Origin of the sequence: Pedobacter sp. SYP-B3415 (assembly GCF_004138205.1) — a bacterium.
Classification (GTDB): Bacteria; Bacteroidota; Bacteroidia; order Sphingobacteriales; family Sphingobacteriaceae; genus Pedobacter.
In genome coordinates, this window is record NZ_RXNQ01000008.1 from 66,659 (window position 1) to 91,410 (window position 24,752).

The following is a 24,752-nucleotide window of genomic DNA, read 5'->3' on the forward strand; positions in this document are numbered from 1 at the left end:
GTCAGTTTTCTGCAGCCGGCTGCGGTGCAGCTTCCCGCTGTGCCCGAAGATGTTTAACGAGATCCATGACCTCGAACGAATTTTCAAGCAAAAAGTTTCCGCTCCGGGTTCTTTTCAGCTCCGCAAGGTAGGCACCGTTGTTCAGCGCTTTACCGAAGTCAGACACAAGCGAGCGGATGTAGGTGCCTTTGCTGCATACTACGCGAAAATCGATCTCCGGCAACGCGATGCGTGTGATCTGGAATACAGAAACGGTAACATAACGCGGTCTCAGTTCTGTTTCCTCGCCGCGTCGTGCTTTCATATACAGCCTTTCGCCATTTACCTTCACAGCCGAATGAGCGGGAGGGTACTGAACGATCTCGCCGGTGAAGGGTTTTACTGCGTCATAAATTTCAGAATCGGTTATGCCGTCGAGCGGAAACTCCTGGTCTACAGTTGTCTCGAGGTCATACGATGGAGTTGTTGCACCGAGAATCATTGTGCCGGTGTATTCCTTTTCTTCCGCCTGAAAGGTGTCGATTTGTTTGGTTAACTTGCCAGTACAGACCAGCAGAAGGCCGGTGGCCAGGGGATCGAGTGTACCGGCATGGCCAACCTTCAGTTTTGCCGGTTTGAGCGCGCCGCGGATTTTGTTTACGACATCAAAAGACGTCCACCGGTAAGGCTTGTTGATCAGCAACAGCTCACCTTCGGGGAAATTAAAATCAGGAAACTCCGGTGTTTTTTCTTCGCTCAAAATTCAGTTTTTTGCGCAAAGGTAGGTATTAATTTACATCTATATGGTAACCGGAAAGAAAGAGCACCAGGATAACAATGCCGAGAATGATCCGGTACCAGCCAAAAACGCGGAACCCGTGTTTTGTCAGAAAACTGATAAATGATTTGATCGCAATAATGGCCACGATAAAGGCTATGACATTGCCGACCAGCAGCAGCTTGATGTTTTCTGCGTTCAGCAGGTGATAACCTTTCAGCAGTTTGTATCCCGTAGCAGCGCACATAGTTGGTACTGCCAGGAAGAACGAAAATTCTGCCGCGGCGGCTTTACTGAGCTTCTGGCTCATGCCACCGATAATGGTTGCTGCACTGCGGCTCAGGCCCGGAAATACGACAGCGAGAACCTGGAAAAATCCAATTTTTAATGCCATTCCATTGCTGATAGCGCGTTCATCAGTTATTTCAGGTTTTTTAAACCAACGGTCGATAAACAACAGCAGAACACCACCTGCAAACAAGACGGTCGCAATAAAAACCGGATTGCCGAGGGTGTTGTCAATAAAATCATTCAGCAGGAAGCCAAATACAAGAGCGGGAATAACCGCGATAAGGAGTTTGAGATAAAACTTCCAGTCGCTGAAGTTGAAAAATTTCTTCCAGTAGATAACAACGACAGCCAGAATTGCGCCCAGCTGAATGGCAACCTCAAAAAGTTTTACAAAATCATCATTGCCGATTCCCATAAGCGCAGACGCGATAGCCATGTGTCCGGTGGAAGATACAGGCAAAAACTCGGTAAGACCCTCGATAACCGCGAGGATAAATGCTTCAAGATAGTTCATCAGATGTGCCTATTTTTTTAGCACAGCGTAAATGCCGAAACCAAAACCAAAGAGGACAACCAGCGGAGCGATGAGCGTCTTTCTGGTATCATAAATATCTGTGGTGCCCATCATCAGTATGAAGCCAACGGCAACGATTGCGATACTGATCAGCAGCAGCTGATAGTTTTTCTTTGTAAAAACCAGTTCGCTACCGGTTTCTTTTGTTGCGGTTGTTTGTTTTTTCTCTGCCATTATCTGTAAAGATCGTAAATTTTTAAACGCAGGTACCTGCTTACTGCAAAATAGGTGCTGATCCCGGTAATGAATATACCGATAACGATCAGTGCAAGGAAAACGATGCCAAACTCGGTATAGTTGCGCAGAATGACAATTTCAGGGATTTCTTTTTGTGCATAGAACAACATGGCCAGCAGGATGATGATCGCAATGAATGCTGACAACAGACCGTGCAGAGATGCATACAGCATAAACGGCTTGCGGATAAAGTTTTTTGTGGCACCAACCAGCTGCATGCTTTTAATAAGAAAGCGCTGTGAATAGATAGCCAGGCGGATGGTATTGTTGATCAGCGCTACCGCAATAACAAGGAGAATGACGGCAAAACCAAGGATAACCAGTCCGATCGCATTGACATTCTTATTTACCATATCAATAAGGGAACTCTGGTAAATGACCTCCTTTACAAGCGGGTTGTTCTGGATGTTCTTTTTAAGTTTTTCTATGCCCTGTGTATTGGCGTATTCGGCCTTCATGTAGACATCGACGGTTGAAAGGAGTGGATTATAACCAAGAAAATTTACAAAATCCTCACCAAGGTCCTGGGTCAGGTTTCGTGCAGCCAGTTCTTTGTTTACGTATTGCGTCTGTTTAACCGCCTGATTGCCGTTAAGTTCTTTCTGAAACTGAAGCACATCGGCTTCCTTCGCACCCTCGTCGACGATAATATTCAGTACGATATTCTCTTTCACGTAGTTGGAAAGATTCTTTGCATGAACAAGGATCAGACCGAGTGCGCCCAGCATCAGCAGAACCAGGGCAATACTGAAAATGGTGGAAATATAGATCGTCTTCGTTTTTTTCGATGCGTCACTTACTTCAAATTCTTCCATTTACGTGTGTTCTTTTTGCGAAATTATAAATTATAACCATTAAAGCGCAAAAATAGCCGCTTTATTTACCCTGGCGGCGGCAGTATAAATAAGAAAAATCCAGCGGTGCATGCTGCCTGACGGGATGCCTGTACGAATTTGGTACTAATTTCGTTTAAATATGGAAACAACTCACCTACCATGAAAAAAACACTTACGCTGATCGCATTTTTTGCATTGATCCTGACCGCCTTTTCTTCCTGTAAAAAGGAAGAATTCGCCGAACAACCGCTTAGACACAAGATGTTCGGAAAGTGGCAGGTCGAAAAGGTAACCCGTACAATTTCGGGCCAGGCACCTGTTACAGAAACCTATAACGCTCCAGGCGATTATATAGATTTCCGTGAGAACGATGATGATGACTTTGAACAAAGCCTTGATGGCGACCGCACTATCGGCACCTGGACGGTAAATATCGACAACAGTTTTGATCTTCGTTACTCTTTTGGCCTGCTGTCTGCAAAGCTGGACAATATTTCTGAAACCCGCTTTCAATTTACCGGAACAATGAAAAACTCGGGTGGCCAGACAGAGACACAGACTTTTTATCTTAAGCGTTAATTTCCAATTCCCTCTATTTGCAGGCGCTGCCGGGATCTTTCCGGGCAGCGCTTTTTTTTGATGGTGGCTCCCGTTTTCCAAAGCAGCGTAATTTGCGTATTTTCGCCAGCTTAAAAACGAAGACTTCTACATGGATTACCAATTTAAAGATATCGAACAACGGTGGCAGCAGTTCTGGGCTGATAAACAGACCTTTCGCGTTACCGAAGATGCTTCCAAACCCAAGTATTATGTACTGGACATGTTTCCGTATCCTTCAGGAGCCGGTCTCCACGTCGGTCATCCGCTGGGTTACATCGCATCAGATATCTTTTCACGCTATAAAAGGCTTAAAGGCTTCAATGTGCTGCACCCGATGGGGTATGACTCTTTTGGCCTGCCGGCCGAACAGTATGCGATCCAGACGGGACAGCATCCTGCCATCACCACAGAAGCGAACATTGCCACTTACAGGAGGCAGCTGGACCGGCTCGGCTTTTCTTTCGATTGGAGCCGCGAAGTGCGCACCAGCGATCCGGGTTATTATAAATGGACCCAGTGGATCTTTATGCAATTATTTAATTCCTGGTACAATCTGGAAACTGACCGCGCTGAAGACATTACAACTCTGATCGAGAGGTTTAATTCGGCCGGATCTGCCGGTGTCAGGGCGGTTTGTGATGAAGATACCAGGAAGTTTCTGCCAACAGACTGGGCTGCTTTCAGCCAGGAAGAAAAACAGGAAGAACTGCTTAAGTACAGGCTTACCTATCTTCGCGAGAGCACAGTAAACTGGTGCGCGGCATTGGGAACGGTCCTGGCTAACGATGAGGTCAAAGATGGTTTTTCTGAGCGTGGCGGTTACCCTGTTGAACAGAAAAAAATGATGCAGTGGAGCATGCGTATTACGGCCTATGCCGAGCGCCTGCTTCAGGGGCTGGATACGATCGACTGGCCCGAGCCTGTGAAGGAAATGCAGCGAAACTGGATTGGTAAAAGCACGGGCGCCAGCGTAAAGTTTGTGCTGGAGATTCCTGTTCCTTCACATCCCGCCATTGAAGTCTTTACCACGCGTGTAGATACCATCTATGGTGTTTCTTATCTGGTACTTGCCCCCGAACACGAGCTCGTGCCGGCCATCACCACCACCGCGCAGCGGGAAGAAGTGGAGGCTTATATAAGCCGTACAAAGAAAAAATCAGAGCTCGACCGCATGGCCGATACGAAAACCGTATCCGGAGCTTTTACAGGAAGTTATGCCATCAATCCGGTGAATGGCGAGAAAGTGCCTGTATGGATCGCAGATTATGTGCTTGCCGGTTACGGCACGGGCGCGGTGATGGGTGTACCAAGCGGAGACCAGCGCGACTGGTTGTTCGCAACACATTTTAATCTGCCGATCGTACGCGTTCTGGATGCACAGGAGGATCTTGATATTCAGGCAGATCCGACCAAGGAGGGAAGTTATGTGAACTCCGGCATGATAAACGGAATGTCTTATAAAGATGCCGTGTCGCATCTGAACAGCTGGCTGGAAGAAAAAGAGCTTGGCAAAGCAAAAATTAATTACCGCATGCGCGATGCGATCTTTGGTCGGCAGCGCTATTGGGGCGAACCGATTCCTGTCTACTTCAATAATGGATTACCATACTTACTTGCAGAAGAGGAATTGCCGCTTGTATTGCCTGAGATAGATAAATACCTGCCAACCGAAACGGGCGAGCCGCCACTGGGCCGCGCCGCAGACTGGAAACACCAGGGTAGCCTGGAATATGAACTCAGCACCATGCCGGGCTGGGCGGGCTCAAGCTGGTACTGGTACCGGTATATGGATGCTCAAAACACCGGAGCTTTCGCTTCGCGCGATGCGATCAGCTACTGGAAAGATGTAGATCTCTATATCGGGGGTTCTGAACATGCCACAGGCCACCTGCTGTATAGCCGGTTCTGGAACAAGTTTTTAAAAGACCTTGGGCACGTAGGGGAAGAAGAGCCGTTTAAAAAACTGATCAATCAAGGCATGATCCAGGGCCGCAGCAACTTCGTTTACCGCATCGTTGACGCCGATGGTCGCGGCACAAACACATTTGTATCTGCAGGCTTAAAAAATGAATACCAGACATCGGCTATTCATGTTGATGTCAATATTGTAAACAATGATGTGCTGGATATCGAACGCTTCCGGGCCTGGCGTGAGGATTTTGCCACGGCAGAATTTATCCTGGAAGATGGCAGATATGTATGCGGAGTAGAGATAGAAAAAATGTCTAAATCCAAGTACAATGTCGTGAATCCTGATGATCTTATTGAGCGCTACGGTGCCGATACATTACGGATGTATGAGATGTTCCTTGGCCCGCTTGAACAGAGCAAGCCATGGAATACAAACGGTATTGAAGGTGTATTCAAGTTCCTGCGCAAATTCTGGCGCCTGTTTCATGATGAAAACTGGAATTTCCAGGTGTCAGACGCTGCCCCTGTTCCTGCTGAACTGAAAGCCCTGCACAAGATCATCAAAAAAGTTCAGGAAGATATTGACAGGTTTTCATTCAACACTTCCGTGTCCAGCTTCATGATTGCGGTGAATGAACTGACTGATCTGAAATGTAACAAACGGGCGGTATTGCAGGATCTGGTCGTCATTCTCTCGCCATATGCACCGCATATATGCGAGGAGCTGTGGCTTCTGCTGGGTAACGAAGCCGGTACGCTTTCGCACGAGCCATATCCGGTCTTTAATCCTGCTTTCCTGCAGGAAGCTTCGTTCAGCTATCCGATCTCTGTGAACGGTAAAATGAAGATGAACCTCGATATTGCGCTCGATCTGAACCCGCAGCAGGTAGAGGAAACTGTGCTTGGGAACGAACAGGTGCAGAAATACCTGGAAGGGCGGCCCCACAAAAAGATCATCTTTGTGAAGGGCAAAATTGTCAATATTGTCGTCTGATGTAAGGATGCATACATGATCAGGCTGCCGCGAAAACGGCAGCCTTTCTTTTTCGCTGAAAATTCACCGGCGAAATCCGCCGGTTTACCGGGAGGGGGCCTGCATTCACTAAAAATCTGTTTTCAGGTCCTGTAACAAAACCCATCTTGCGCAGACTAATACAAACCAACAACTAATAAAATTTATAATGAAACGAATTCTACTCTCCGTATTTTTTCTAACGCTTTTTGTCGCAGCACGCGCCCAGTTCCCTATGGGTGGCGCCCTTGGCGGCGGGGCCAAAAAAGCCTCAGTAACAGGAAGAATCGTAGCAACTATAATCGACTCGGTAAGCCGTAAACCGATCGACTATGCCACCGTGACACTTTTAAAAGTATCAGACAATAAATCGGTAAACGGCGGCGTAACCGACGAAAAGGGCCGCATTGTTCTGCAGAACGTAGCGCCCGACAGCTACAAGCTGGCTATCGGTTTTATGGGTTACAATACCAAGACCGTACTGGTTAAGACGACCCCCGAAAAACCCGACAATAATATCGGAAATGTTATTCTTGCGCCTTCAGCAAACAGCCTTAAAGATGTTACAGTTGTGGGTCAGAAAGCTATGATCGAAAACAAAGTCGATCGCATGGTTTACAATGCTGAGGCAGACATTACCAATGCAGGCGGCGATGCGACAGATGTGATGAGAAAAGTACCGATGTTGTCTGTAGACGCCAGCGGAAATGTTCAGTTACGCGGCGGCGCGGTACGTGTGCTGATCAACGGAAAGCCCTCCGGCACAATGGCTAACAGCGTAGCCGACGCGCTGAAAATGATCCCTGCAGAGCAGATCAAAAGCGTGGAGGTGATTACAAGCCCCTCTGCAAAGTATGACGCTGAAGGTTCGGGCGGTATCATCAACATCATCACCAAGAAAAACAATGCGCAGGGTATTAGCGGGAGCGTAAACGCCAGTGCAGGTACAAGGCAGAACAATGGTAATGTCAGCCTGAATGCCAAAAGCGGTCGTCTGGGCTTTACAAGCAATGTTGGCGGGATCTACGCTTACCCGCAGGAGTCAAAAGTTCTTTCATTCAACCAGACACAGACTGCCGGCGGACTTTCCACGATCCAGTCTACCGGCTTATCAAACTGGACCCGCAAAGGATTAAACGGTACCGCCGGTTTGGATTACGATATCAATAACTACCATAACGTAAGCACGAATGTCAAAGTAAGCAGTTTCAGCAATGGTGGCCCGGGAAGTTCTGATATCCTTTTAAACCAGGTCCTGACACGCAACACCAGCGATATGGACATGGGCTTCAATAACCTGGACTGGACCATGGACTACCGCAAAACCAGCAAACGCGAGGGTGAAGAACTCGTGGTGTCAGGGCAGGCTACCTTTGGACGCAACCCGACAGATTTTGCAAACAGACTTGTCGTTCCAGGCGTGCCGGATGTAATTACAACCGGCAATAACCGCGGTAAAAATAACGAGTACACCGGTCAGATTGATTATACTTATCCGTTTAGTAAAAAAGTGATTCTTGAAGCTGGTGCAAAAGGGATTTTCAGAACCATTATCAGTGATATCCTCGATGATCCAAGCAGGAATTTTGATTATAGCCAGGATGTTGCATCGGCCTATGGCGTTGTCACTTTCCCGGTTGGTAAAAAGGTGACGGCAAAAGCAGGCCTGCGCGCAGAGTACACTGACATCGGTGCAACCTCGGGCGCAAACCCAACGATCAAAAACGATTATTTCAACCTGTTCCCGAGTGTGGTGCTTTCTCAAACCTTAAAGGGGATGAGCACGATCAAAGTCAGTTACAACCGTCGTCTGCAACGCCCGAGTCTGTTCTATCTGAACCCATTTGAAAACAGAAGCGATCAGTTCAATATCATGCGTGGTAACCCCGCGCTGAACCCTGAGTTAAGTGATAACTTCGAAGTTGGTTACAATACTTTCATCAAAGGTTCGGTGATCAACGCTTCCCTGTTCTACCGTACTACCGGCGACATTATCGAAAGTATCATTTCGCCAATTACAGAAAACGGCATAACAAGAAACCTGACTACATATGCGAATATTGGCCGCAGCCCGTCATATGGTCTTAACTTATTTGGATCATACAATCCAAAACCAAAGTGGACGCTGATGTCTAATATTGCATTGAATACCTACGAAGTAAACAACCAGGTAACAGGCGTAAATACGGGAACTTTCCTGAACTACAACATTTTTGCACGTTCAGCTTATGCCCTGAATAAAGGCTGGAGCACTGAAGTGTGGGGTGTGCTGAACTCACCACGCCGTACTTTCCAGGGAAAGACTGATGCCATGTACTTCTACGGTGCCGCGGTGAAAAAGGAGATACTCAATAAGAAAGCCTCGATCGGCATCAATGTACTGAATCCGTTCAACAGGGATCTGAATATCAAGACTGTGAACACGACAGCGGTTTCTGTTCAAAGCCAGGATATTTATTATCCGCTGCGGTCATTCGGTCTGAACTTCAGCTACAACTTTGGTAAACTGAAGTTCACCCAGAAAAAATCGATCAAAAATGACGACCTCAAACAAGGCGACCAGGGCGCCGGGGGTGTAGGCGGCATGGGCGGCGGCACAAACCGGTAATCGGCCTGCTCAAAAAAAGACCACAAGCCTTCGGGTTTGTGGTCTTTTTTTTACCTGAAGGTCTAACGCTTCTTTTTTACGGTTTTAAGTGTCATCAGGCTCAGGCCATTCATAGCGTAGCCGCTGATGTTGTTCTGCAGCATGACAACGCTTTCCTCGTAAAATACAGGTACGACCGGCGCATGTTCAATGATCATACGGTCCATTTTGCGGTAAAGCTCGTATCGCTTTTCGTTGTCGGTCTCGTAGTAGCTTTGCTCAAAAAGGCGGTCAAAGTCCTTGTTGTAAAAAGCTGTATAGTTCGGGCCGTTGGGGACCTTATTTTTCGAATAAAACATAGAGAGGTAGTTTTCTCCATCAGGATAGTCACAGATCCATGAGGCCCGGAAAAATCCCACCCCGTTTTTTGACATCAGATCGCGCAGGCTGGCCGGCGGACTCACATCAACCCGCGCCCTGATCCCTACGGCTGCAAGTTCGCCTTGAACAAACTCACTTACATCTTTGTAACTGGTGGCTGTGCTTAGCGTAATTTCCGGCAGTCCTTTGCCGTTCGGGAACCCTGCCTCAGCCAACAGCCGCTCTGCCCGCTCAGGGTTGTAGCTATAGCCCTGAACAGCCACGCTGTCGAAACCCGGCATGCCTTTAGGAATAAAACCTGACGTTGCCGGTATGCCAACGCTGTTACGCAGGTATTTGATCAGCTTGCGGCGGTCAATAGCGTAATTGATGGCCTGACGTATTTTTTTTAAACGCAGCGGCGAATTCCTTACTAAAGGAAGGCTTTCATCGACAAGAATGCCCATGTATTCCGTACACAGGTACGGGCTTTTTCTAAGGCTGAATTTTCCCTTGTATTTACTGGTCATGCGCCCGCTTTTTGTCAGGATATCATCTCGATAGCTGCCATCAACGCTGTAAAAAAAATCGAGATTTTTTTTCAGAAAATTCATGAAAGCGCTTTGTTTGTCGCTGATAAAGGTAGCCTTCACCGCATCAAGGTACGGAAGTCGCTGTGCGCCGTTCCTCTCCCAGTAATGGTCGTTTTTAACCAGCACAAGCACCTCGTCTTCTTTCCAGTATTTAAATCTGAACGGGCCCGTGCCTACGGGATGACTTCTGAAGTTTTTTCCGTAATGGTCGACAACCTCGTGTGGAACAACTGAGCAGTACTGAGCGGTTAGCAGACTCATAAACGGTGGAAATGGTTTCTGGAGCCTGATCTGAAAAGTTGTGTCATTTACCGCTATAAAGCCAGCTCTGTCTTTTACCTTGTCGTTAAAGATCCATCCGCCGGATGAGGCTACCTTTGGGTCAATGAGCCGGTAAAAACTGTAGGCAAAATCGGCAGCTACGACCTTACGGCCTTTGCCCGATTTGAAGAGGGGGTCGTCATGAAAATAGACATCATTTCGCAGATGGAATGTATACAATAAGCCGTCGGGCGAAACCTCCCAGGTTTTGGCAATACAGGGAACCGTTTGCAGGTTGCTGTCAACTTGTACAAGGCCATTGAACACCTGATTGGTCATCCACACGGCATTCTGGTTACGCGCAAATGCGGGGTCAAGAGAGGTCAGATTCTGATCCAGGTTAATGCTGAACACGGTACGTTTATCATCTTTATCATGTTCTGCGCAGGAAAAACTTGAACAGACAGATAAAAGCCAAAATATATTCCTGATAAAGCTGCGCATGATTGAGGGGAATGCTAATTTTGCACAAAATAACAAAAATTTGATATGTCTTTTTTAGCAGCCGCGCTCAGCAGGGTAGAAGATCCGCAGTTATCTGAAGAATTGCAGGAACGTGCCGACCTTGTTGCCCACAAGATCAAATTTATGGATATGGTACCGGTTTGTCTTCTTGATACGACCAATGCGCCGGTCTATATCCTTTCTGAAGTTCTGCAGTTTGCAGGCGCTTTTCTTGAGCCGATTCCAGACGGAGCTGTCTACCTGATCTATCAGCAGGAAAACCGCGACCTGACGGCGCTGATGCGCGAGGTTCCGGTTATGCTCCAGCCTGAATGGCCCGCCGTTGCAAATAACAGGCTTATTCTCTTAAATCTTGACGAGTACCGTTGGGACCGCGCCGAAGGACTTGTCGAACTGATCGAAGATCTTGCCGAAATGATCCACCCCGGGCATTTCGTTTTTGGAAAAGAAGGAAGTAAATGGATACGATTCGAACTGTAATGCATAAAATTCTGCGATATGCCCTGTTACCCGCGTTGGTCTTCTGCTGTGCGGCAGATATACAGGCACAATCAGAAATGACAGCAGATGTGGCAGCAAAACTGTCGCAAAAGCCGCTGGAATGTATATTCCGCGAGTATCCGAATAAAACCTCGCATGTAGCAGGTGGCGAAGCCGACGCAAAACTTCAGCCCAGCGAGCTGCACCCGGCCTTCTACGGCTGTTTTGACTGGCACAGTTCCGTTCACGGACACTGGATGCTGTTGCGGTTGCTCAAAACGCAGCCCACGCTTGCCAACCGTAACGAAATTATAAAGGCGCTGAACAGGAGTTTCGATGCAAAGAAAATGCAGGAAGAAGCCGCTTATTTCGGAAAGTACGAAGGCGCAGGCACCTACGAGCGCACCTATGGCTGGGCCTGGCTGCTGAAACTTGATGAAGAACTTTATACCTGGAACACGCCCGAAGCGCGCCGCTGGAGAACGGCGCTCCTGCCGCTCACAGAAAAGATCGTCCAGTTGTGGAAGGCCTATCTTCCAAAACAAACCTACCCGAACAGAACAGGTGTACACCCGAATACGGCCTTCGGACTCGTCTTTGCGCTCGACTGGGCCAGAACCACCGGCGATACAGCATTTGCGCGTGCGATAACGGAAAAAGCCAGGGCGTTTTATGCAGACAATACCCTTATTCCGGCACACCTAGAGCCAGACGGATCGGATTTTTTTTCTCCGAGCCTCCAGGCTGCAGACCTGATGAGACGTGTATTGCCTGCAAAGGCATTTGTAAACTGGCTTGACAAATATTACGATCAGAAAGGCCTGGCGCGGATTACCAGCCTGCCGGTTATCAGCGATATCAATGATTATCAAATCGTTCACCTCGTTGGTCTGTCATTTACGCGGGCCTGGTGCATGAAGGGCATTGCGGCCCGGCTTCCTGCAGGGCATCCGCTAAAGAGCAGATTTAATCTGGCGGCACAAAAGTTTCTCGCCAATGCGTTGCCACTGGTTTTCAAAGGAAATTATGGCGGAGACCATTGGCTGGCGTCATTTGCTGTGTATGCCCTGGAAGATCCGCGGAAGCAGACGTTCTAGAAGGCAATAAACCGCTCGATCTGCTGGTTTGTAAATTTTACAGTATCCTCTTTGAAAAAGTCGCCGGCCTCGTTCAGCTCTTCGCGAATATGCGGAATGTGTATCCGCAATGGCAGTGTGTGAAGGTGCAGGTAACTGCAGATGCCCGCAAAATGCTCAACCCCCCGTATGTTTCCATACTTGCCTGAAGACAATCCGACAAGTGCGGCTTTCTTGTCATAAAAGCTGGAAGGAAAGGTGCAGGCATCTATAAACGTTTTGAGAACCCCCGGAAAACTGCCATTGTATTCAGGAACAACGAATAAAAATTTTGAAGTTGCAGACACGAGGTCCTGGATTGGCTGAAAGGCAGCGGAGCGCTTTCCGTACAGATCAGTAGCGATGAGATCGGCAGGCAAAGCCTCCATGCTCAGCAGGCGTGTTTCCATGCCGCGCTGTTCAAGGATGCGCTGATAATACTGTGCAACTTTGAGGCTGTTGCTGCCGGGGCGGTTCGTTCCGGATAGGATCGTGATCATGCTGCGATTGTTAGTAACATGTGCAAAAGACTGGGCCGTTGAGTAGGGTTATTGCCCATAAGTTCGTATCTTAGCTGATTGAAAAAAAGACCAAAAAACGCTCTTGGAAGCCTTAAAACGGTGTAAAAATAGGACTTTTTGACGAGTTTAAGGTCCATGGGTCAGATACCCGGTAATTGTAAAGTAAATTTAAGGAGATAGATGAGTAAAATCATTGCATTGGCAAACCAGAAAGGCGGCGTGGGGAAGACCACATCGTCCATCAATTTAGCTGCTAGCCTCGCCGTTCTGGAATATAAGACGCTGCTGGTCGACGCCGACCCGCAGGCTAACTCAACATCGGGCATCGGTTTCGACCCGAGAAGTATAAAAAACAGTATTTATGAATGCATCATCAACGATATAGATCCCGCTGATGCTATTCAGAAAACCGATACCCCAAACCTTGATCTCCTGCCCGCGCACATCGACCTCGTAGGTGCTGAAATCGAGATGATCAACCTGACCGGTCGTGAATATAAAATGAAAGCCGTGCTTGAAAAAGTAAAGGGCGATTACGATTTTATCATCATAGACTGTTCCCCATCCCTCGGTCTGATCACTATCAATGCACTTACTGCTGCCGATTCGGTAATTATTCCTGTTCAATGCGAGTATTTCGCGTTGGAAGGTCTGGGCAAACTGCTGAATACGATCAAAATCGTGCAAAACAGGCTGAATCCTGAATTACAGATCGAAGGAATTCTGCTCACCATGTATGATGTGCGCCTTCGCCTGTCAAACCAGGTGGTTGAAGAGGTAAAAACACACTTCCAGGACCTGGTTTTTGAAACAATTATTCAGCGGAATACGCGTTTAAGTGAAGCTCCGAGTTATGGTGTATCTGTAATTATGCATGATGCCAATTGTAAGGGCGCCATCAATTACCTGAACCTGGCACGGGAGATTGTAAAAAAGAACGGGTTGATTGCCGAGGCCGAGGACGTTAAAACTGCAAGTATCTAAGATGACATCTTTTCAGCGAAAAACAGGATTAGGAAAGGGACTAAGTGCGCTTCTTGACGATTCTGAAAGTGTACATCCGTCAAAACAGGCAACAAGTCCTGTCAGTGAAACTGTGCAGGTGGGAAACATCAGCCAGGTAAAACTTGCCGATATAGAAACCAATCCATTTCAGCCCCGCACCGAATTTGATCAGGTTGCGCTCAATGAACTTGCCGATTCAATCCGGGTTCAGGGCCTGATCCAGCCAATCACCGTAAGAAAGGGAGCCGGCGGGAAATATCAGCTTATATCAGGGGAGCGTCGTTTCCGAGCCTCCAAAATGGCCGGTTTTACAGAAATTCCAGCCTATATAAGGGGTGCGAATGATCAGCAGATGCTGGAAATGGCCTTGATTGAAAACATCCAGCGTGAGAACCTGAACGCCATTGAGGTGGCGCTAAGCTTTCAGCGGATGATTGACGAATGCAGCCTGAAACAGGAACAGCTCGGCGACAGGGTGGGCAAAAACCGAAGCACGGTAACAAATTACCTGAGGCTGCTCAAACTTCCGCCCGCTATCCAGGCTTCCATCCGCGACCAGCGCATATCGATGGGTCATGCACGTGCACTGATCAATGTCAATGGCGTAGATAAACAGCTTTACCTTCATCAGGAGATACTTGACAAAGGACTGTCTGTGAGACGGGTAGAAGAACTTGTTCGTGATATCAACCACATGCCGGTACGGACGGCAACAGAGAAAACCAAAGCCGCTCCATCATTTCAGTATCAGAAACTGCAGGACGATCTGGCCTCTAAATTTGCTACGAAAGTTAAACTTAAAGTAGGCGAAAAAGGTAAGGGCTCGATCGAAATTCCCTTCGTATCTGATGATGACCTGAATCGCATTCTCGAATTACTGGACTGGTAATGAGCAAAGTTCTGATCGTTTTGTTTCTAAGCATTTGCAGCTGCCTTCCGGCGGCTGCGCAGAGCGTTCGCGATTCGGCCAGACGCCAGGAACCAGCCCGGCCCGAAACCCGAAGCAGCCGCCAGCAAAACGATACGCTCAAATCGAAATACATCAATCCCGGTAAGGTAGCTGCCCGCAAGGCAGTGATCAGGTCTGCGATCATTCCCGGATGGGGGCAGCTCAGAAATTACAGCTACCTGGTCAATAAGACTGATTCCAACGGTCGCAAGACCGCCAGGTTCTGGGAAAAAGGCCTTACGCTTGGTAAAACTGCGGGCATCTATGTAGCCGGAACGCTGTTGACGATCGCATTGATAGACAACAACAGGAAATATGATGATGTGATCGCCGAGCTTAGATACAGGGCTGCAAATAATAACCAGGCAAGTGTTGGAGGACCGTATTCCCGGTTTCCGCAGCAGGAACTTTTCAACGGACGGGATCTGTTTGAGCGAAACCGGGAGATCATTTATTTCTCTTATGTGATCACCTATGCAGCCAACCTGATTGATACCTATGTGTCAGCAAGACTTAATTATTTTGATGTAGACCAGAACCTGCAGATCGGTTTCAGGCCCGCCATCATACCAACAAACCAACTCTACGGGTACAGCTTTGCACCCGGTTTAAAAGTTACGCTTAAATTATGAAGATAGCACTACTGGGCTACGGCAAAATGGGTCAGATCATTGAAAGGTTTGCCCTTGAACGTGGCCATGAAGTTGTCCTGAAGATCCATGATCAGAACGGCGAAGAGATGACGAAAAGGAACCTGCAACAGGCAGATGTTGCTATCGATTTCAGTACACCTGATGCTGTTATTCCCAACATTTATCAGTGTTTTGATGCCAATGTTCCGGTGGTGGTGGGCACTACAGGGTGGTATGGTAAACTCCAGGAAGTAAAAAATGATTGCATGTCGGGTAACAAATCTTTGTTATGGGGGTCAAACTTCAGTATTGGTGTTAACCTGTTTTTCCACGTGAACAAAGTATTGGCACGCCTGATGAATAAATATCCTGTGTATGATGTTCAGGTTGAAGAAATTCACCATACCCAGAAACTGGATGCGCCAAGCGGCACAGCGATTACAATTGCCGAAGGTATTATTGAAAATCTGGACCGTAAAGATGAATGGGTAAATGTACTGGCTGCCGCTGAAACTGATATTGTCTCTCAGCCGGAGCAACTTCTTATCGAGTCGCTTCGAATTGAGCAGGTTCCCGGAACACATACCGTTCTGTACAGCTCTGAAGTTGACGATATCGAGTTTAAACATACGGCTCATAGCCGGGCGGGTTTCGCCCTTGGTGCGGTGGTGGCGGCAGAATGGCTGCAAAACAAACAAGGTTTTTTCAGCGTCAGCGACGTGTTTGATTTCAACAAAAACAGCTAAATAAATACAATGAAGCTAAAATTCTGGCAGAAAGATACGGCCGGTAAACCAAAGAAAAAGAAGACAAAGGCCCGCGAATGGACCGACGCGATCATTTTTGCTGTTGTAGCGGCAACCATTATCCGCGTCTTTTTTATAGAAGCATATACGATCCCTACCGGCTCTATGGAGCGGTCACTGCTTATAGGCGATTTCCTTTTTGTAAGCAAAGTCAATTACGGTGCACGCATCCCGATGACGCCGATTGCTTTTCCGTTTGCGCATCATACCATGCCGCTTACAGGCACCAAGGCCTATTGGGATGGCGTGCAATGGAAATACAGAAGACTCCCCGGATTATCAAAAATCAAAAATAATGATGTGGTCGTTTTCAATTTTCCCGAAGGCGATACCGTGCTGAAAGAAGCTCAGGATGCGGACTACTACCAGCTTTTACTTACTTCCTCACGGGAAGAGCTGCGAAGCCAGTACACCATCCTTGACCGCCCGGTAGATAAGCGTGAAAACTACATCAAACGCTGCATTGCCATTGCCGGCGATTCGATCAGCATGCGTAATGGAGTTGCCTATGTAAACGGAAAAGCCGAGCCCCTGAAAAATACCGGGCAAATGACTTATACAGTCAATTTCACTACGTCAGATATAAATCTGGATCTGATCAGAAATCTCGGTGTAAGAACCGAAGACATTGCGCAGGTATCAGACCAGGTTTACCAGATCAAAACCAGCGCTGAAATCCTTACAGAACTTAAGAAGCTTGATTTCGTCCGTTCAGTTATGCTGTTTACAGAAAAACCCGGCATTTTCGACCGTTCAATATTTCCTCATGACCCCAACAGGAAGTGGAACCTCGACAATTTCGGGCCAATCATTGTTCCTAAGAAAGGTTGGACGGTTACGCTGGACAGCGCTTCGATGCCACTGTACAAACGGGCCATCGAGATCTATGAGGGTAATAAATTGGAGCAAAAAGGAAATGAATGGTTTATCAACGGTTCAAAGGCAGACAAGTATACGTTTAAAATGGACTACTACTGGATGATGGGCGACAACCGGCATTCCTCCCTTGACTCACGTTACTGGGGTTTTGTTCCTGAAGACCACGTTGTCGGCAAGGCCCTCTTTATCTGGATGAGTTTTGATAGCAATGGCAGTTTACTGAACAAGATCAGGTGGAACAGGCTGTTGAAAGGAATTCACTAAAAATTTCTAGAAAAGGTGTATTTTTTAACTTAAAGTTGGTAACTTTACGAAAGTTACCAACTTTGCAGGAGTCGAGGTCTGTCCTCATCGTTTCGGGATTAAACAGACTTGTAGCTCCTTATATCTTATAAAAAGAGCGGCCGTGCATCACATGCACGGCCGCTCTTTTTATAGTAGTCCCTAATAACCCGGGTTTTGCTTCAATTGATTGTTGCGGTTCAATTCATCGCGGCTCATCGGTCTGAAATACATCTTGTCTGTCCATGTACGGTTTTCGTGGGTCATATCGGTAACGGGCGTATACGTATAGTCATATACAGTCTCATCGTGCCGGTATGGAGCACTCATCGTTTTTCCCGGTTTGAATTTACCCCGCACGTTAACGAAAGTTAGTTTCCTGCCTATTGTTTCCGGCGCAATCATCCAGCGACGGGTGTCATGGTAGCGGTGTTCCTCGTAGACCAATTCAATACGTCTTTCGTGTCTGTAAGCGGTGCGCATCTGGTTTTGCGACGAAGGCACAATGGCCGGCATTCCTGCCCTGAACCGGATCCGGTTTAACCACAGGGCTGCATTAGCCAGATCGTTCAGTTCAATGCTTGCTTCAATATAATTCATGACGATCTCGGTATAGCGGAAAAACGGCCAGGGCACGTATTGTCTCATCGTAGCATCGACAAGATCGTTATTAGGGTCTATAAACTTGCGCATGTAATAGCCTGTACGACTACCATTCCAGTCTTCGATGCTGCTGCTGCGGGTATCCAGTCCGTTAAAGTTTATCGTGTTTCCACCACTTAATAAATCATATTGACCGGTTTGTATCTGGTTAGCCGGATCAACACCACCCGATATCTTGTCGCGCGGTTTCCAGGGAGCACCGTCATATAACACAGTTGCATAAAATCGCGGGTCGCGGTTGGTATAGGGTGATGTCTTATGCACAGGATTTGCCCAACTGAACGGGGTGCCGTCTGCCATCTCGTAATCATCGACCAGCAAGCCGATAGGTGTATTGCCTGCCCAGTTGTGATACCCGTTTGGCCCGTTGTTGCGACCGACGAAATTTCCGTCTTCCTGCTTTTGTGCAATGAAATACCTGCCGAAAATGATGTCTGAACCTGCAGTAACGTCTACGCCGGCCCCCGTGCTGCCGCCGCCCATTGAAATGCTCAGATAGTTTGTTTTGCCTTCTTCAGCACTGACGGGTGCGGCGAGGTCCATCTTGTAACCTGTGCCCATATCGAGAATGGCTTTTGCAGCATCACGCGCAGCGGTCCAGCGGGCTATGCGATCGCCACCCTGGAAACCCAGGTATTCCGGATTTCCGTATCCTGCGATCAATGAGGATTTGCCTGAAGCAGTGGGCATATGATGCAGATCGCTCGCCGCATAAAGCAAGATGCGTGATTTCAATGCCATGGCGGCCAATGACGAACTACGTCCCTTTACCGGAGGCATATCTTTAAGCAATGTGATCGCCTTCTCACAGTCTGCCAGTATAAATGCAACACATTCTTCGAATGTATTCCTCTTTACCGTATAGTTTTCGTCAAGATTGTATGTTTTCGAAACCAGGGGCACCGCACCATAGTATCTGACCAGTTGGTGGTAAAAATAGGCCCGCAAAAAATAAGCCTGTCCCATAAGCCGGTCTTTTACGGTCTGGCTGCTTATTGGCGATGATGCATTTCCCAACCGTTCAATAGTCATGTTACAGGACCGGATCCGGTTATACATATCATTGTAGGCCCATGTAGCATCTACCCAGCCGTTAGAGGTGGCGCTCAGGCTGCCCTCGTTAACTACGTTGATGTTTCGTCCGGTATGCGTAAAGACAGCCTCATCACTTACAGAGGCGAGCATTTGCTCAAAGAAACCACCATTAACGAGTCCGTTGTAAATTTCGTTAACGAAGGCTTCGGCCAGCGCCGGATCTCTCCAGACTTCTTCTGCATCTACCTGATCTGGCGGAGGGACGTCAAGCATGTCTTTGCGGCAGGAGATCTGGATACACGTGATGGCCACGAGCAGCGCACCGGCTATGTGTTTTATAATCGTTTTCATATTCTTCTTATTTCGGTGAGATACTGTTAAAAGCCAAGGCTTAACCCTGTATTGATAATTCGTCCCTGCGGATAATACTGTCCGTTTGCACTTGTAGACTCGGGATCCCAGATCTTCATTTTGTCAAACGTGATCAGGTTCAGCCCGCTTACGAAAAAGCGGAGGTTCGTTATGCCGAGTTTACTTCCAAAGTTTCCGGGCAGTGTGTATCCTATTTCCACATTTTTCAGACGCAGATAGTCGCTGTTTCTTGCCCAGTAACTGTTATTCCCGGCAATGCTCATGTTCGTATAATAGGTATTGCCGCGGTTGGCAAGACGCGGGTCCGTACTGCTTGGATTGTCGATGGTCCAGCGGTTATCATAAGACCAGCGCAGAAAGTTTCCGATATCGCCCGATTCGGTCTGACCCATGTATTGCAAAGCCCCTGCAGCACCCTGAAACAAAATGGTTGCATCAAAGCCTTTCCATGCCAGGTTGAGATTCAGGCCGCCGGTTAATGTGGGGATGTTTGATTTATCCAGTCTGGTCTGGTCATCGCCATTTATTTTTCCGTCGCCATTTACATCGCGGAAGCGCATGTCGCCCGGCCTGAGCGTTGCCGTGATGGCGCTGTAGTCTATCCTGTTCGCATCAACCTCCGCCTGCGAGGCAAACACACCGTCATATTCATAGATCAGGAAGGTGTTGATTGGCCGGCCTGTAGATTGCTGCCATTCGGGCGCGCCGGGAGTCTCATCCCAGAAAAGGATTTTATTTCGCGAATAGCCGCCGTTCAGGCTGATGTTGTAGCTGAATTCGCCTATCTTATCAGCATAACTGATTTTGAAATCGAAGCCCTTATTGTTTACTCGGCCCAAATTTACCGGCGGCAGCTTGTTTGTGATGCCTGAACTTCCGGGTATAGAGCCGCTGCGCGGGATGAGGATGTTATCGCGCTGGTTGTAGAAATAATCAAACTCCAGGCTTAATCTATTGTCAAACAGACCCGCGTCAAAACCGATATTGGTATTGCTGGCCCTTTCCCACGTAAACTCGCCATTTGCCAGCCTGGTTTCAAAAAGGCTTTGGGTAAGCTGGTCGCCAAAGATGTAGCTGCCAAACCCAAGGGTGCTCAGAAACTGATACTCTGCGAGCGTGGTCCCGCCAGGAAGGTAAGCTTCAGCACCCATCTGTCCGAAAGAGGCCCGGAGTTTAAAGTTATTTATCCACTTGATGTTCTCGTTGAAAAAAGGCTCCTCAGAGATACGCCAGCCGCCAGACACGCCGGGAAAAAATCCGAAGCGGCTCTTTGGCGGAAAAATATAAGAGCCGTCTACCCGCCACAGAAACTCTGCAAGGTATTTTTCCTTGTAATTGTAGCCGGCACGACCATAGTAACTGAGCCTTGCCCGTTTAAATAGCAGCGCTGTCGGGTCACCATTGTTATTAATAGTGTTCAGATCGAAATTGCCTACATTCTGCTCAGCTTGTCCACCGGCCAGAAACTGATCGATCGCCGATGATACGAAATAGCGCCTGAAGGCCGCAAAGCCTGAGCCCGTAACCCTTTCACTTTGTACACCGGCCATGAGGTTCAGCGTATGGGCATTAAAGGTCCGGTCATAGTTAACCATGGCTGTCAGGTTAATGTCGAGCTGATCTGATGACCGTTCTGTAAGACGCGGATCGGTGAACGGAGACCTGATCGTACCGGTAAGCACAGGTGTTACACCGTCTGCTTCAAACGACTCACCGTCCCAGTTGTACAGTGTCCAGGGTGTTTGCCACGTTTTATTTTTTCCGAAAAACTTATCGACCGCAGCCATACCGGTTACTTTCAGACCTTCCACACCCGGAATTCGTAGCTCTACAGTACCGTTTGTCTGGAGGTAATCGCGTGTGTCCCGGTCATAGCCGGTCAGACCTGTTGTGATTACATAGGGATTCTGACCATATTCGATATCCGGTCCGGGACGGCCATCCGGCCATACTTCAATTTCAGTAGGCTTTCCGCGCATCAGCATTCTGAAGATATCGGCAGCTGCTACGGTGGGGAAATCCCTTCCTTCTTCACGACCGGTGAGTCCAAGCCTGGCAGTGATATACTCGTTTACTTTGGCTTCCAGGTTAATACGCAGGTCGTATTGTTTATAGCCCGTCGCTGAGTTCCGGTAATATCCGTCCTGATCCAGGTAGCCAAGCGAAGCCAGATATTTTACGCTTTCAGAACCGCCGTTTACCTGGAGTACATGCCGCTGCTGCGGAGACCAGTTTTTTAAAGTGGTTCCAAACCAGTCGGTATTTGGGTACCGGAGTGGATCTGAACCGTTACTGAATTTATTCAGGGCATCGTTATTAAAGACGGCGGTCACGGTACTGCCATTGTCGGGGCGTGTAAAACTGCCGCTGTTTTTGAAAGCCTGGTTCGCAGCCGACCATAGGTTGGCAGGCAGATTATCAAAAATGGTGAGTTCGTTGCGAATTTCTGCGTACTGCCGGGCATCAGACATTTCAGGTGTTCGCGTAGGCTGCTGCCAGCCATAATTGTAATCGTAAGATACCCGTGGTTTGCCCGTTTTTCCCTGCCTGGTGGTAATCAGGATAACACCATTTGCTGCGCGCGATCCATAAATCGCTGCTGAAGCGTCTTTTAGCACCGAAACGCTTTCTACGTCTGCCGGATTAAGTCGCTGGAGGCCGCCGGCCCGGTTCGGAACACCGTCAATAACGATTAGCGCATCGCTGTTGCCAAGCGAATTTACTCCGCGGATGCGGATGGCCGAACCATCATAACCCGGCTGACCGCTTGATTGTACAGCCGTAACGCCAGCCATGCGCCCGCCGAGACTGTTCGACAGGTTAACTGTGGGCGATTTGGTTAACTCTTCGCCTTTTACAGATGCAATGGCGCCCGACACCACCGCTTTTTTCTGTACGCCGTAGCCTACTACGACAACGTCCTGCAGATTTCCGGTCTCTTCATCCAGAGTTACCGTGATTCCGGCCTCTGCGCCCACAGGCACCTCCTTTGTTTTGAAGCCTACAAAGGTGAACACCAGGACATCACCAGGTGCGGCATTTATCTTAAATAGTCCGCCGGCATCTGTGACTGTCCCGTTTTGTTTGTTTGATTTCAGCAGTACGGTCACCCCCGGCAAGACTTCATTTTTGCTATTGGTCACTTTTCCGCTTACGCTTTTCTGTTGCGCCAAAACTGCCGGTTGCACACCGCCAAGGCACAGCAGCAGCAGGAGGAGGGGGATTCCCCATCCTGTCGCACTTGTGTTTCTCATGTTGTATAGGTTTAGGTTTGGTAAAGGTTCTGGGGGTTATCGGCACCGCAGGAATGAAGTGCCTATGCACGTTGGAGGATGCAGGTTCGGAAAGCTGATGGCAGATTCAAAATCGCGCAGCGCGCTAAGACAGGTAGTTTGTTGACTCATAGGGGTAGATATTTGGTATTCGTTTGCCGCTGTCTTCGGCCTGAGAGCTGACAGTAATCGCATTTTCCGTTGAGAGGCGCGTGTATTGCCAGGCTTGCCGGCGTTTGTATCAGCAACTTTGCGAATAATTGTCAAAAAGACAAATATTTTCTGATAAATATTTTCAACGACTGTTGAAAGAGAGCAGCTTATGGGGTGACATCAAGATTGAAACGCCGGCGCATTTCGTCGAGTTTTGGGTTCTTTTCAACCAGATAAGCATACTTTTCAGTGTTTGTATAAAGCCGCTTGATCTGTTTTCTTTCAGTCTGCTGATGGGAAATGTCAATACCGTAATTTTGCAGTGTCTGACGCAGGTGGTTCAGCAATTCAACAGACTCTGCCTGTAACAGGTGCTCCTGGATTTTATTCTCGGTGAGCACAACAATGTGTTCAGGCGTTTTTAAGACCGGCGCGTTGGCGGTCATCAATGTAAATACATTGATCTTGCCTGCAGCTTTGAGCTTTTCTGCATACTGGTTCCACAGACCGAGCAGGGTCTCGTATGTAAAAGGCTGCCTGGCTTCGCCTGTTATCTTTTTGGGCTCGTCATTTTCCTCTCCGCTGGCCACGCGTTCCAGGTCGGTCAGCGAAGGGATCAGACTAGGAATATGCTGATCTTTTGCAGGAGGTGTGATACGTATGCTTCCGGCGGCAGGAGCAGCAGAAGCGGTTGCTGTAACAGGTGAAGTGGTTGGCCGGGAGCTTTCCTCAGATACCGGTTCGGGTCGCGGTTCCTGCGCAACAACCGGTGGGCCAGGAGCCGGCTCTTTATACGGTGACGGCGGTGACTGCACCGCGGAAATCAGATCAGTTTTTTTTTTATCCTGACCTGCGTCAGTTGCTTGTAATGATCCTGAAGACGGCTGCTGCGCCAGCTGAACTACATTTCTGATGTGACACATTTTGATCAGTGCCAGCTCTACCTGCAGCCGCTGGTTTTTACTGCTTTTGTAGTTCAGATCGCACTGGTTGGCCAGGTTGAGTGCCGTAAGTAAAAATGATAATTCGGTTTGCCGCGCCTGTTCAAGATATTTTTGCCGGATGTTATTGCTCACCTCGAGCAACTTCAGCGTAGCAGGATCTTTCCCCACAAGCAGGTTGCGAAAATGCGAAGCAAGCCCGTTGATAAAATTGTTGCCGTCAAAGCCGTTGTTCAGAACATCATCAAACAGCAGCAGCGTCTCGCTGACCTTGCCGGCAGTCAGGTTATCTGTCAGCCTGAAAAAATAGTCGTAGTCCAGAATGTTCAGGTTGTCAATGACAGCCCGGTATGTGATGTTTTTTCCCGAGTAACTGGCAATCTGGTCAAACATGGACAAGGCATCACGGAGCCCGCCATCTGCCTTCTGCGCAATAATGTGCAGGCCATCTGGCTCATACCCGATTGATTCCCGGTCAGCTATCTTTGCCAGGTGGCCGGAAATATCTTCAACCTGAATTCTGTTAAAGTCAAAGATCTGACAACGGGACAAGATTGTGGGCAAAATCTTATGTTTCTCTGTTGTCGCCAGGATAAAAATGGCATAAGACGGCGGTTCCTCCAGTGTCTTAAGAAATGCATTGAAGGCACTTTGCGAGAGCATGTGCACCTCATCAATGATGTAGATTTTGAATTTTCCTGCTTGCGGCGGAATGCGTACCTGTTCTATCAGGCTCCGGATGTCTTCGACAGAGTTGTTCGAAGCAGCATCAAGTTCGTGTATATTGAACGAATGACCATTTTGAAAGGACAGGCAATTGTCGCAGGTGCCGCATGCTTCCATATCCGGTCCGGGCGTACTGCAGTTAATCGTCTTGGCAAGAATCCGCGCACAGGTTGTCTTGCCAACCCCCCGCGGACCACAGAAAAGAAATGCCTGGGCAAGCTGATTATTCCTGATGGCGTTTTTCAGCGTCCCGGTAATGTGCTGCTGACCAACAACCGTTTCAAAGGTTGCTGGGCGGTACTTCCGGGCCGAGACGATGAAATTTTCCATTGTGCGAAAATAGTCAATTTCCGGCAGTACATGAATAGTTTTTTTGC

General features: G+C 48.2%; 19 protein-coding genes. 10 read left to right on the forward strand and 9 right to left on the reverse strand.

Features of this window, described 5'->3' with window-relative positions; genetic code table 11:
* Position 1: 1 nt before the first annotated feature.
* The 4 genes from truB to EJV45_RS05205 are packed head-to-tail and all read right to left on the reverse strand — an operon-like array spanning position 2 to position 2,674.
* Positions 2-739: a tRNA pseudouridine(55) synthase TruB gene (gene truB / locus EJV45_RS05190; RefSeq protein ID WP_129714595.1), complete on the reverse strand. Its 738-nt coding sequence runs from the start codon at positions 737-739 to the stop codon at positions 2-4.
* Between the two features lie 28 nt (positions 740-767).
* Complete coding sequence (locus EJV45_RS05195; protein ID WP_129714596.1) at positions 768-1,562, reverse strand: undecaprenyl-diphosphate phosphatase; 795 nt, start codon at positions 1,560-1,562, stop codon at positions 768-770.
* A gap of 9 nt (positions 1,563-1,571) precedes the next feature.
* Complete coding sequence (locus tag EJV45_RS05200) at positions 1,572-1,796, reverse strand: DUF3098 domain-containing protein (protein WP_129714597.1); 225 nt, start codon at positions 1,794-1,796, stop codon at positions 1,572-1,574.
* On the reverse strand, positions 1,796-2,674 hold the full coding sequence (locus EJV45_RS05205) for an ABC transporter permease (RefSeq protein WP_129714598.1): 879 nt from the start codon (positions 2,672-2,674) through the stop codon (positions 1,796-1,798). The genes EJV45_RS05200 and EJV45_RS05205 overlap by 1 nt, the downstream gene beginning before the upstream one ends.
* A 180-nt stretch (positions 2,675-2,854) precedes the next feature.
* Here EJV45_RS05205 and EJV45_RS05210 point away from each other — a divergent pair, with 180 nt between their 5' ends.
* The 3 genes from EJV45_RS05210 to EJV45_RS05220 all read left to right on the forward strand — a co-directional run bounded on the left by EJV45_RS05210 (position 2,855) and on the right by EJV45_RS05220 (position 8,826).
* A complete protein-coding gene (locus tag EJV45_RS05210; RefSeq protein ID WP_129714599.1) occupies positions 2,855-3,274 on the forward strand; it encodes a hypothetical protein in 420 nt (139 codons plus the stop codon).
* Positions 3,275-3,404: 130 nt separating this feature from the next.
* Positions 3,405-6,200, forward strand: coding sequence for a leucine--tRNA ligase (gene leuS / locus EJV45_RS05215; protein WP_129714600.1), 2,796 nt, complete (start codon positions 3,405-3,407; stop codon positions 6,198-6,200).
* A gap of 187 nt (positions 6,201-6,387) precedes the next feature.
* Positions 6,388-8,826, forward strand: coding sequence for a TonB-dependent receptor domain-containing protein (locus tag EJV45_RS05220; protein WP_129714601.1), 2,439 nt, complete (start codon positions 6,388-6,390; stop codon positions 8,824-8,826).
* Between the two features lie 62 nt (positions 8,827-8,888).
* Here the strand turns inward: EJV45_RS05220 and EJV45_RS05225 are convergent, their stop codons facing one another.
* Positions 8,889-10,523: an ABC transporter substrate-binding protein gene (locus EJV45_RS05225; protein WP_129714602.1), complete on the reverse strand. Its 1,635-nt coding sequence runs from the start codon at positions 10,521-10,523 to the stop codon at positions 8,889-8,891.
* Positions 10,524-10,568: 45 nt separating this feature from the next.
* On the opposite strand from EJV45_RS05225, the gene EJV45_RS05230 reads away from it, so the two are divergent.
* A complete protein-coding gene (locus EJV45_RS05230) occupies positions 10,569-11,024 on the forward strand; it encodes a hypothetical protein (protein WP_129714603.1) in 456 nt (151 codons plus the stop codon).
* A complete protein-coding gene (locus EJV45_RS05235) occupies positions 11,024-12,121 on the forward strand; it encodes a DUF2891 domain-containing protein (RefSeq protein ID WP_129714604.1) in 1,098 nt (365 codons plus the stop codon). Before EJV45_RS05230 ends, EJV45_RS05235 begins: the two co-directional genes overlap by 1 nt.
* Here the strand turns inward: EJV45_RS05235 and EJV45_RS05240 are convergent.
* Positions 12,118-12,639, reverse strand: a complete 522-nt coding sequence (locus EJV45_RS05240) for an NADPH-dependent FMN reductase (RefSeq protein ID WP_129714605.1) — start codon at positions 12,637-12,639, stop codon at positions 12,118-12,120. The two genes, EJV45_RS05235 and EJV45_RS05240, sit on opposite strands and share 4 nt — an antisense overlap.
* Positions 12,640-12,840: 201 nt before the next feature.
* Here EJV45_RS05240 and EJV45_RS05245 point away from each other — a divergent pair, with 201 nt between their 5' ends.
* Genes EJV45_RS05245 through lepB form a run of 5 tightly spaced genes read left to right on the forward strand, consistent with a single transcriptional unit; the run spans position 12,841 to position 17,195 of the window.
* Entirely contained in the window at positions 12,841-13,644 is an 804-nt protein-coding gene (locus EJV45_RS05245) for a ParA family protein (RefSeq protein ID WP_129714606.1), read from the forward strand.
* A gap of 1 nt (position 13,645) precedes the next feature.
* Positions 13,646-14,554, forward strand: a complete 909-nt coding sequence (locus tag EJV45_RS05250; protein ID WP_129714607.1) for a ParB/RepB/Spo0J family partition protein — start codon at positions 13,646-13,648, stop codon at positions 14,552-14,554.
* On the forward strand, positions 14,554-15,246 hold the full coding sequence (locus EJV45_RS05255; RefSeq protein WP_129714608.1) for a DUF5683 domain-containing protein: 693 nt from the start codon (positions 14,554-14,556) through the stop codon (positions 15,244-15,246). Before EJV45_RS05250 ends, EJV45_RS05255 begins: the two co-directional genes overlap by 1 nt.
* On the forward strand, positions 15,243-15,992 hold the full coding sequence (gene dapB / locus EJV45_RS05260; protein WP_129714609.1) for a 4-hydroxy-tetrahydrodipicolinate reductase: 750 nt from the start codon (positions 15,243-15,245) through the stop codon (positions 15,990-15,992). The genes EJV45_RS05255 and dapB overlap by 4 nt, the downstream gene beginning before the upstream one ends.
* A gap of 9 nt (positions 15,993-16,001) precedes the next feature.
* Entirely contained in the window at positions 16,002-17,195 is a 1,194-nt protein-coding gene (lepB, locus tag EJV45_RS05265; protein ID WP_129714610.1) for a signal peptidase I, read from the forward strand.
* Positions 17,196-17,375: 180 nt separating this feature from the next.
* Here the strand turns inward: lepB and EJV45_RS05270 are convergent, their stop codons facing one another.
* The 3 genes from EJV45_RS05270 to EJV45_RS05280 all read right to left on the reverse strand — a co-directional run bounded on the left by EJV45_RS05270 (position 17,376) and on the right by EJV45_RS05280 (position 24,705).
* Positions 17,376-19,262, reverse strand: a complete 1,887-nt coding sequence (locus EJV45_RS05270; RefSeq protein ID WP_129714611.1) for a RagB/SusD family nutrient uptake outer membrane protein — start codon at positions 19,260-19,262, stop codon at positions 17,376-17,378.
* A 26-nt stretch (positions 19,263-19,288) separates the two neighbouring features.
* Positions 19,289-22,537: a TonB-dependent receptor gene (locus EJV45_RS05275; RefSeq protein ID WP_129714612.1), complete on the reverse strand. Its 3,249-nt coding sequence runs from the start codon at positions 22,535-22,537 to the stop codon at positions 19,289-19,291.
* Between the two features lie 338 nt (positions 22,538-22,875).
* Positions 22,876-24,705: a DNA polymerase III subunit gamma/tau gene (locus EJV45_RS05280; RefSeq protein WP_129714613.1), complete on the reverse strand. Its 1,830-nt coding sequence runs from the start codon at positions 24,703-24,705 to the stop codon at positions 22,876-22,878.
* Positions 24,706-24,752 lie beyond the last annotated feature (47 nt).